1 protein-coding gene is annotated in these 2,213 nt (G+C 74.7%); it reads right to left on the bottom strand.

What is annotated here, in order from left to right:
• Nucleotides 1-163 precede the first annotated feature (163 nt).
• Nucleotides 164-2,213 (bottom strand): PP2C family protein-serine/threonine phosphatase (locus tag ACFVXK_RS38285; RefSeq protein ID WP_389621920.1); only part of this gene is annotated, 2,050 nt, incomplete at its 5' end.

Here is a 2,213-nt window from a genome sequence, read left to right as displayed (position 1 = left end):
GTACCGCCCTGGTGATCACACGCTTCCTCACAACCGCTCTCCCTGTCTTCGACACCGGTACGGGCCCCCTCCATGCCAGGTGTCTCGTACCCCTGGGCGCGGCGCGTACGCACGATCCGGCCATCCTGGGGTGCCGGGCCGCGGGAAGCAACCGCCGCGGTCCCTAAGGCTCCGGGGGGAGGTGGACGTCCAGGACGCAGATGTCGTCGCGGTGGGGGGCACGGCCCGCGGCCAGGGTGCGGGCGAGGGTGTCGGCCCGGCCCTCGCGGACGAGCCGGGCCGCGCTCGCGGCGAGCGCGGCCAGTCCTTCCTCGATGTCCACGCCGGGGTCCTCGACGAGGCCGTCGGTGTAGAAGATCAGGTGGTCCCCCGGGAGCAGGGCGATGTCCTCCTGCCCGTAGGCGACCTCGGCGGTGGCGCCGAGGAGGTTCCCCTCCGGCTGGGGGAGGAACCGCGCCCGGCCGTCGCGGACCAGCAGCGGGGGCAGGTGTCCGGCCCGTACCCAGCCGAGCCGGTGGCCCTCGGGCTGGTAGCGGGCCATCACCATGGTCGCGGTGGCGGCACCGGACGGTTCCGCGGCCGTGTGGAGCAGCAGGGCGTTGAGCCGGCCCAGGACGTCGGGGAGGGCCGAGCCGGTGACGGCCATCCCCTTGGCGGTGAAGCGGAGTTGGGCCATGGTGCCGACGGCGGCCAGGCCGTGCCCGGCGACGTCCCCGACCACGAAGAGGGCGCAGCCGTCGGGCAGGGGGATGGCGCTGTACCAGTCGCCGCCCACGTTCACCCCGGCGTCGGCGGGGAGGTAGGCGACGTCGACGCGCAGCCCGGCGAGTTCGAGGGACTGCTCGGGGATGGGCAGGAGGGTCTCCTGGAGCCTGGCGGCGAGGGAGCGTTCGGCCCTGAGCATGCCCCGCTGGACGAGGTTCGCGCGTTCGCTCTCGCGCAGGGCGATCTCGGTGTCGCGCAGGGTGGTGACGTCCTGGACGAAGCCGTGCACCTCGACCGGGGTGCCGTCCGTGTCGTTGCCGGACTCGGCGACGATCCTGAGGTGCCGTACGCCGCCGGGGGTGGTGATGCGGAAGGCCTGGTCCATGGCCGCGCCGCCCTCCAGCAGCCCCTGGACGGCGCGGCCGAGGCCCGGGAGGTCGTCCGGCACGACGTGGGCGGGGAGTTCCTCCAGGGTCATGGGTCCGAGGTCGGGGTCGCGCCGGAAGACCGTGTAGACCTGGTCGGACCAGACGACGGTGTCCGTGGTGAGGTTCCAGCTGGCCCAGCCGAGGTTGCCCAGGCGCTGGAGGTCGGCCAGTCTGCGGGTCTCCAGGTCACTGGTGTCGCGGCGGATCCAGGAGACCACCAGCCGGTCCCCGAGGCGGGAGGCGCGCACGGAGTAGACGGAGTGGCGGGGGACGCCGGCGGCGACCTCCTCGTAGGTGAAGGGGAGCCCTTCGTAGACCGTCCCGGTGGCCAGGGCGTCGAGGTAGCCGTCCCACAGGGGGGTCCCGGCCACGGTGGGGTACGTCTCCAGGACGGTGCGGCCGACCAGTTCCTTGCCCGTGCGGCCGGCGATGTCGACGGACTCCGCCGACGCCGCGTCGATCCGGAAGTCCTCCACCGAGCCGTCCGCCGCGCGCACGGGGGTGAGGAGCACGGCGGGCCCGGACAGCACGTCGAAGACCTGCTGGACCGTCGCGACGTCCTCCTCCGCCGGGAGGGCGCCCCGCTGCGCCGGTGGTGCGCCCAGGGCCCCGCCGCACAGGCGGACCACCCGGAGCAGCAGGTTCCGTGTCCGGTGGTCGAAGGGTCCGGGTTCGCTGCGGAAGAAGCCGACGGCGGTGGTGGCGGGGGCTCCCGGTGCCGGGATCCAGGCGCGTGACGGCCAGCGTTCGGGCCGGTCTCCGATGCGCAGGTAGCCGTCGGCGGCCGGGTCGTGGCTCTCCAGCCACACGGGCCTCTCGTGGACCAGGGCCTCCAGCGCGGCCACGCCGCCGAGCGGCGGGATGTGGCGCCACTGCCGGACGGTGGTCCCGTCGATCCCGGCGTGCCCGGTCAGCTCCAGGCTTCCGGCGGGGGCCCGGGTGTAGATCATGACGGCGTCCACCCGGGCGGCGTCGCCGAGGGCCGTCCGCAGCAGCTGCGCGACCTCGGCGGGGCCGCTGGTGGTCGCCAGGGCCCTGGCCAGCCGGGCCGGCAGCGCGCTCCGTGCGGCTTCGGACGGG

The sequence above is a fragment of the Streptomyces sp. NPDC058157 genome (genome assembly GCF_042884105.1).
Taxonomy (GTDB): domain Bacteria; phylum Actinomycetota; class Actinomycetes; order Streptomycetales; family Streptomycetaceae; genus Streptomyces.
This window is presented reverse-complemented; position numbering and strand designations above follow the sequence as displayed.